The organism is Corynebacterium sp. KPL1818, assembly GCF_000478135.1.
In the GTDB taxonomy this organism is placed as follows: domain Bacteria; phylum Actinomycetota; class Actinomycetes; order Mycobacteriales; family Mycobacteriaceae; genus Corynebacterium; species Corynebacterium accolens.
In genome coordinates this window covers 277,420-284,107 of record NZ_KI515758.1, presented here as the reverse complement: position 1 = coordinate 284,107, position 6,688 = coordinate 277,420, and the positions used below count along the sequence as shown (strand labels likewise).

Annotated in this window: 6 protein-coding genes and 1 pseudogene; 2 read left to right on the top strand and 5 right to left on the bottom strand. The window is 57.0% G+C overall.

The features are described from left to right. Positions 1-375: pseudogene (locus HMPREF1261_RS01190) on the bottom strand (transposase); the annotation flags it as partial. An 81-nt stretch (positions 376-456) separates the two neighbouring features. On the opposite strand from HMPREF1261_RS01190, the gene HMPREF1261_RS01185 reads away from it, so the two are divergent. Together HMPREF1261_RS01185 and HMPREF1261_RS01180 are read left to right on the top strand one after the other, a co-directional pair. Then, the gene (locus HMPREF1261_RS01185; RefSeq protein ID WP_023029668.1) at positions 457-669 is read left to right on the top strand and encodes a hypothetical protein; all 213 of its coding nucleotides are present in this window, start codon (positions 457-459) and stop codon (positions 667-669) included. A 4-nt stretch (positions 670-673) separates the two neighbouring features. Next, positions 674-1,093, top strand: coding sequence for a hypothetical protein (locus HMPREF1261_RS01180; RefSeq protein WP_005279748.1), 420 nt, complete (start codon positions 674-676; stop codon positions 1,091-1,093). 441 nt (positions 1,094-1,534) lie between these two features. Here HMPREF1261_RS01180 and HMPREF1261_RS01175 read toward each other — a convergent pair whose 3' ends face one another. The 4 genes from HMPREF1261_RS01175 to HMPREF1261_RS01160 all read right to left on the bottom strand — a co-directional run bounded on the left by HMPREF1261_RS01175 (position 1,535) and on the right by HMPREF1261_RS01160 (position 6,678). Then, on the bottom strand, positions 1,535-2,878 hold the full coding sequence (locus HMPREF1261_RS01175; RefSeq protein ID WP_023029667.1) for a lipase family protein: 1,344 nt from the start codon (positions 2,876-2,878) through the stop codon (positions 1,535-1,537). 282 nt (positions 2,879-3,160) lie between these two features. Next, positions 3,161-3,499 (bottom strand): DUF3054 domain-containing protein, encoded by a 339-nt coding sequence (locus HMPREF1261_RS01170; protein WP_005279751.1) that lies wholly within the window; start codon positions 3,497-3,499, stop codon positions 3,161-3,163. Continuing rightward, entirely contained in the window at positions 3,496-4,524 is a 1,029-nt protein-coding gene (locus HMPREF1261_RS01165) for a YbhN family protein (RefSeq protein ID WP_005279752.1), read from the bottom strand. Before HMPREF1261_RS01165 ends, HMPREF1261_RS01170 begins: the two co-directional genes overlap by 4 nt. Beyond that, positions 4,525-6,678: an MMPL family transporter gene (locus HMPREF1261_RS01160; protein WP_023029666.1), complete on the bottom strand. Its 2,154-nt coding sequence runs from the start codon at positions 6,676-6,678 to the stop codon at positions 4,525-4,527. Positions 6,679-6,688: the final 10 nt, after the last annotated feature.

The following is a 6,688-nucleotide window of genomic DNA, read 5'->3' as shown; positions in this document are numbered from 1 at the left end:
GATTGAGCTTTAACACCTGGCACATCCGCTTAACCGAGAATTCGGTTCGGTGGTCATAGACAAACTGGAAGCGGATCACCAGTGAGTCTCTTCGGCAAAATATTTCGCGGCCTTGCGCAGGATGTCACGTTCTTCGCGCAGCTTTGCGTTCTCTTTTTCTAACTGGCGGATCCGTTCGGAATCATTCGCTGCTTGGACCTTGTCGCGCATGCTTTTTGTGCGGGCACGTTTGCCGGTGCCGTACTTCTTGATCCAAGAATGCAGCGAGGCACGGTTGATACCGAGCTCTGCTGATGCTGAGTTCAGTGAGAGGTCCTCATTGTTTTCGTAGAGGGCCACGGCATCGCGTTTGAACTGTTCGGAGTACCTGGACATGGTGGTAGATTACCTTTCTTCCAGCCCGACTGGGCTGGATATCAGGTGTCCACCAAACAGGGGTCAGGTCCGCTGGTGGCAATGAACGCTATTAATGCGACGAATGACAACCTGGCTTTCGGCAAAGTGGTTCCTAACCTCATCGAGGGACGCCGGACGATTGTATTCCGCAATCACTTCAACTTCACCCAAGGCGTGTCCCAATTTCAGCTGGATGCGCTCATCGACGCTAGCCTGCAGGTTGGGTTCGATGCGCTGGGAACGATCGAAGAACTTTTTGAAGGGGCGGAGTAAGACCATGGGATTGTTTGGAAAGAAGCAGCCAGCATTGCGTGAAGCATCCGTCGAATCTATTGGGGAGGCACTTTCTACTCAGGGGCTTAGCTGCTCGCAGCTGTCGACTGGTGGATTGCTGACTCAGGTCAATGGGGTTCCTGTCTACATCGTTGATCAGGACACGAACATTGGTATTGGTGGGATGATCCAGGCTCGTCAGTCCGAAGCAGCGGATCTTAATTGGATCAGCGACTTTAATAATCGTGCGCTGTGGCCGGTTGTTTTCCGTGCAGACCAGCAGACTGCGAGTGTTATCCACGCTGAGCATCGAATCATCAAAGGCGTTGAGTACTCCGAAGCACAGCTGCGTGACGAAGCTTTACTTGGAGCCCAGATTGTTGCGGAAACCTTGCTGCGCTATAGCGAAGAGCATCCACAGTAGGTCGCTAGCCAATGAAACTCTCGGTGTGAGCAAACAAGTGCGATGAGTTTTTGAAAACAGGATGCGACGATTAATCCACTACGAGTAGTTATAGGTTTGGTGCTGCCGCGGAACTCGCGCCCGCGACCTCCTTGCCCCGTGTGATTGCCACGTCCTAGTGCTCGTTTGCATGTGCACGCCCTAACGTTTTGAGCGCGTTCTGTTGCTCATACTGATACGCGAATGCGCCGGCGCATTGCCGGACAAAAGCGCCCTGCTATCTGCTCACAGGTGTTCACGCCCCTGATCGCGACCTATGGCCGCTAGTGCGCCTAGTTTCATGCTAGAGAAGAAAGACCGAGTTCAACTATTTCATGGTTACCCCACGAGATCGGAAAGGAAAGCTTTTTCACTTAACGGGCAACCCCATCGGAGCCTTTTCATGGCGTAAGGGAGCAGTATTTACTGGCTTCCCTCCTCGTGCTGTAGCGCAGCGTCAATAGCTTTTACTGATTCGATGATGTGCGGAATAGTGCCGGTCGGGTGAGTGTGGGCGTTATTTGGGATGAAAGTGACATCGGCGCCGCGCTCAGTCCATTCATTTACGAGCTGTTCAGCAGTAGAGTACGGAATCACGTCATCACCGCGGCCATGCGTAATGACGACTGGAATCGCGGGAGCAGCGTAGCCAATATGCTGCTCTGCCAGCATCGATTTGAAAGGCTCACTGTCAATGAAGTCTTGCACGGTTCTGCCATCGTTGCTGATCCGCTCAACGGTAGTGCCGGCGGTCTTAAGGAGCCCCATAGTACAAGTATTCGTCGCATCCTGTAGCTTTCTTGCGCCCCGGTCATTGAGATGCGAGTACAGATCCTCGCCATAGGAGTTGCTTAGCCCTAGAAGGGCATACGACTCGAAGAGGAAATACGAGGAGCCGTCGAGGGTAGAAGGCAACAGCGTAAGGTCTGTTGGCGCAGCACCGATAGTCGCAAGCTTGATGTTGAGCTCCGGAGCATAGTCATCATATAGCTCGGCAGCAGCGGCAGCAGCTCCACCGCCTTGGGAGTAGCCATTGATAAATACTGGGTTGGTTTCGTTAATGTCCCAGCCTTCTAGTTGCTGCGCAGCTCGAATACTGTCGAGGACTGTATGGCCTTGGGATGCGCGATCCATGTACGTGTGCATGCCAGGGGTGCCAAGGCCCTCGTAGTCGGTGAGTACTACAGCATAGCCCTTCTTAAGGTACTGATGGAAATAGAACTGCTCGTAGTCTCCAACCCCGTCTGCAATTTTACGGGAGGCGGCACAACGGTCCGCTAATCCTTGAGTACCCGGTGCAAATGCCACGACAGGGCGTGGGCCTTCTCCGCCCCACTCGGTTTTAGGTTCAATGACCATCCCGCTTACTTGGATCTTTTCTCCAGAACGGTTGGTGGAAGAATAGAGTATGCGGTCTGCCTTATAAGGGCCGACGTTGCTGATGCCAAGTGGATTTTTGGAGTTGCGCACAGATTCTGATCGGAAGAGCTGTCCAGGCTCCGAGGAGTCGAGTTCTACTGGATCGTGGTAGAAAGCGGTGTATTGATCTCCGATATGGTCACCTGGGCCCAAGAGCCCTGATGAAAGGGGAGGGAGTTTGGAGGCTTCTTCGGCCATTGATTTCGCCTCTTGTGAATCTTCAGCGGATCCTGCGCCTTTAAGTTCCTCGTCAATAAAAGAGGATTCTGGAAGTTCTGAATGCTCTTCAACTGGTGGAGCCGATTCGGCGGAATCGATAGCGCCGGCGACAGGGGAAGCGGCAGTCATGAGAACCCCTGAAGCCACAAGCGCTAGATAATTACGTGTTGCAGCTTTCACTACGGGAACCTTTCAACTTCTTGTGGGGATAATTGAGTGGTATCCGATTTTGAAGTTCTGTACTCGGATACGGGCAATTATTCACTAAAAGCTTTTCCCATACTATTAGTTGTAACTGCTATTTCGAGCTGATTACCCCCATAAGGGGTAGGGTTGACGGCTTGAAGTCAAAAATTTGCTGAATTGATTTGACTGATGCGCGTTCTAGGGTAAGTCGCTTTTTACGATCTGCTACTTGCGGGCAAATAGCCGCCAGCCAAAGAAGAACAGGGCGGACATCACGGTCGCAACGATGAGGAAGCTCCAGTGGGGCAGGCGGCCATTGACCATGATCCACAGCGCCATGCCGCCGATGATGGCAGACAGCCAGACTACAACGCCCTCTTTCCACTTGCCCTGGACCTTTGTGGCGAGGATGATGGCCCAGCCGATGAGCGCGCCTACCGCCCAGGGCCAGAAGGCATCGACCCAGCCGGAAAAGCTCAGGCCACCGTGGGCGAGGCGGGCGGCGATGGCGAAAATCATCAAGGCGATGATGTCAATGAGCGGTGCGATACGCGTGGAAGTCATACGGTTTCCTTTTCTTTTTCTTTACGGGATAGCGCGGCGTAGGTAATGCCCTTGCGGGCATAGTGCCAGAAATAAATGACCCAGCCAATAGCGGTGATGAAGGCAAAAGAGATAAGGCGGTAGATGATCGCCGTGCTGGTGGCATCGACCGCGGTCATGCCCGTGGCCACGAGCGTGGCGATTATCGCTGCTTCCACTGTGCCGAGACCCGCCGGGGTGACTTGAGCGGAGCCGGCCAGCTTGGCAGTGAGATAAGCCAGCGCGACGCCGGCGATGGTGGTGGTGTTATCGGCCGAATCGGTCGTGGGCATCTGGCCGGTTACGGCCCATACGCAGCCCCAGAGCGCGACCATGTCGATTAACCGGTTGGCCAAGGAGTAGAACGATGCCCAGGCGAATTGCCGGCGGGTGAGGTGCACTTCCTTGAGGCTTTCCACGTGCTCGAGCAGGGCTTCGCGCTTCGAGCCTTTTACCAGCCGCTGCTTTTTTACCCAGCGCTCCAGCGTTTCGGGGTTGTTGCTTAGCCAGAAGAGCCCGCCGGAGAGCGCCAGCATTACCGCCAACGTGCCGATGAGGGACCACAGGGCCATATCGGCGTTAAGGAAGAGCACGCCGCCAAGCCCAATAAGCACCAGCCACAAGGTGGAAATGGCCGATGACAGCACGAAGAACCAACCGCACAGGACCACCGAGGCGCCCCAGGTGCGCTGCACGTGGAAGGTCAAAATGGCAGAAAAGGCGGGGCCGGCGGGCATGGTGGTGGACCAGGAATTGGATGCAAAGGTAAGGGCGGCGGTTTCCGTGGCCTCAACCTCCACCCCACCGGCGCGGATGAGCAGGCGCATGACCTCGCCCATCGCCACGACGGAAATAATAGAGGCAACGACCACGAGGGTTACCGGCCCCGGTTCGGCGTGGGAGAGCCGTGAGAAGCCTTCGCTCAAAAAGTCCAGCTCATCGCGGAAGACATAGATGAGGATGGCCAGGACTATGAGCGAGGCGATAACTTGCAGCCAATTTTTCAATTATTTATCTCCTTCAAGGCGCCGCTTTAACTCACTGAAGGGAATGGTCTTCCCACGGCGGGTGGAACCACCAGAAAGCCTAGTGGTCATGTGATGCAGCCAGCTAGGCGCCCACCAGTTATCTTCGCGCAGTAGGTGCATAACGGCGGGGACGAGGAGCATGCGGACAATTGTGGCATCGATAAGCAGCGCAAAAATCATGCCGTACGCGATGTATTTCATCATCACGATATCGGAGAAGCCGAACGCCCCCGCCACCACGATCATGATCAGGGCCGCAGCCGTGATGATGCCGCCGGTATGCGCGGTGCCTGCAGCGATGGCCTCGTCCGTGGAATCGCCGCGCCGCCGCGCCTCCACCATGCGGGAGACCAAAAAGACCTCGTAGTCGGTGGACAGGCCATAAATAATGGCGATGATCAGCACCAGAATGGGGCTCATGAGCGGGCCGGGCGAGAAGTTTAGCGCGCCGGAGCCCACGCCGATGACGAACATGAGCGTGAGGATGCCCAGGGTGGCGCCCAAGGTCAACAGCGTCATGACAATGGCCTTAATCGGCAGTACGAAGGAGCCAAAGACTAATGCCATGAGGATGAAGGTGGCGAGGACGACGTACAGTGCCATCCACGGCAGCTTGTGGAAGAGGGCATCGAGCGATTCGACCTCCATGGCTGGCGTGCCGCCGACATACAGGTTGACGCCCTCGGGCGCTTTGACATCCTCGAGCTCGTGGACGATTCGCGCGTAGTCCTCGCGGTCCTTAATGCCGGCCGAGAGGACCGTGGTCCCGTCCTTGGTAGCGGTCGATGGCCCCATGGGCTCGGTCAGGCCGTCGAGGCCGCGGACTTGCATGACGACATCGACAAGCTGCTCGTTGGTGGCATTTTCCACCACGAGCTTGACCGGCTCGGTGCGGAAGGCGGGGAACTCGTCGTTGAAGGTATCCTGCGCCACGCGGGTGTCGTGGTTGGGCGGCAGGTAGGTCTCGTTGATGCCGCCGAAGGTGATGCTCATGATCGGCAGTGCGAGCGCGATGAGGAGGCCGCAGATGGCCAGGGTCAGGCCTTTGGCGCGGCGCATGGCCCAGCGCGGCAGCTTGTACCACCAGGTGTCCTGAATGGTGCGGGCCGTGCGGGAGGTGCGGCGCACCGACCACAGATCGATCTTGGGCCCGAGCATGCCAAACAGGGCCGGCAGGACGGTGACGGACAGCAGGGCCGCCAGGCCGACGGCGGAAATCGAGCCATAGGCAACGGACTTCAAGAAGGCCTGGGGGAAGAGGAAGAGCCCGGAGAGCGCGACGGCGACCATCGCCGCGGAAAAGACGACGGTCTGCCCGGCGGTGGCGGTGGTGGTGGACACGGCATCCTTGGTGGAGCTTCCCTTGTCCAGTTCCTCGCGGAAGCGGGAGACCATAAATAGGCCGTAATCGATGGCCAGGCCCAGCCCCAGCAGCGTGACCACTGCCTGGGCAAAGACGTTGACCTGCAGGAAACCGGCCAGGACGGCCAAAATACCCAGCGAGCCCAGGATGGATAGGCCACCGACGATAAGCGGCATGAACGCCGCTACTACGGAACCAAAGACCACCAGAAGCAGCAGGCCAACGAGCGGGAGCGCGGCCTTTTCCGCGCGCGCAATATCTTCTGCCATGCCTTCATCGAGGGCGTCCGCCACGGCCGTGGCGCCGGCAACCTTGACCGGCGCGGAAGTATCCGTCAGCGCGCTCTCGATGGCGCGGAAATCCTTCAGCGTTTGTTCGTCATCGCCCTTAAGCCCAATGGCGGCAAAGGCCAGCGAGTGATCATCATTGACCAGGTTGGGGTTCTTGCTATCGAAATAGCTGGTGACAGAGTCAATCTGATCCGGGTAATCCTCTTTGAGCTGCGCCAAGTGCTCCTTGGCGGCATCGAAGTTCTCATCGGGCGAGCTAAAGAGCAAAACCACGTCGCCGGAATTATCGCGGCCGAAGGTGTCCTGTTCGATCTGCGCCGCGCTTGTCGATGCCGCATTCGGGTCCTCCCAGCCCTCCTGGCTCATGCGTTCCTCGAGCTGGGTTCCAAAACCTACGAAGAGGGCAAGGATGGCACCGAGGATGACGATGGGAATGACCTTGCGGTGCGCGTAGGAAAATCGTCCCCATTTTTCAAACATGTGGGGTAAG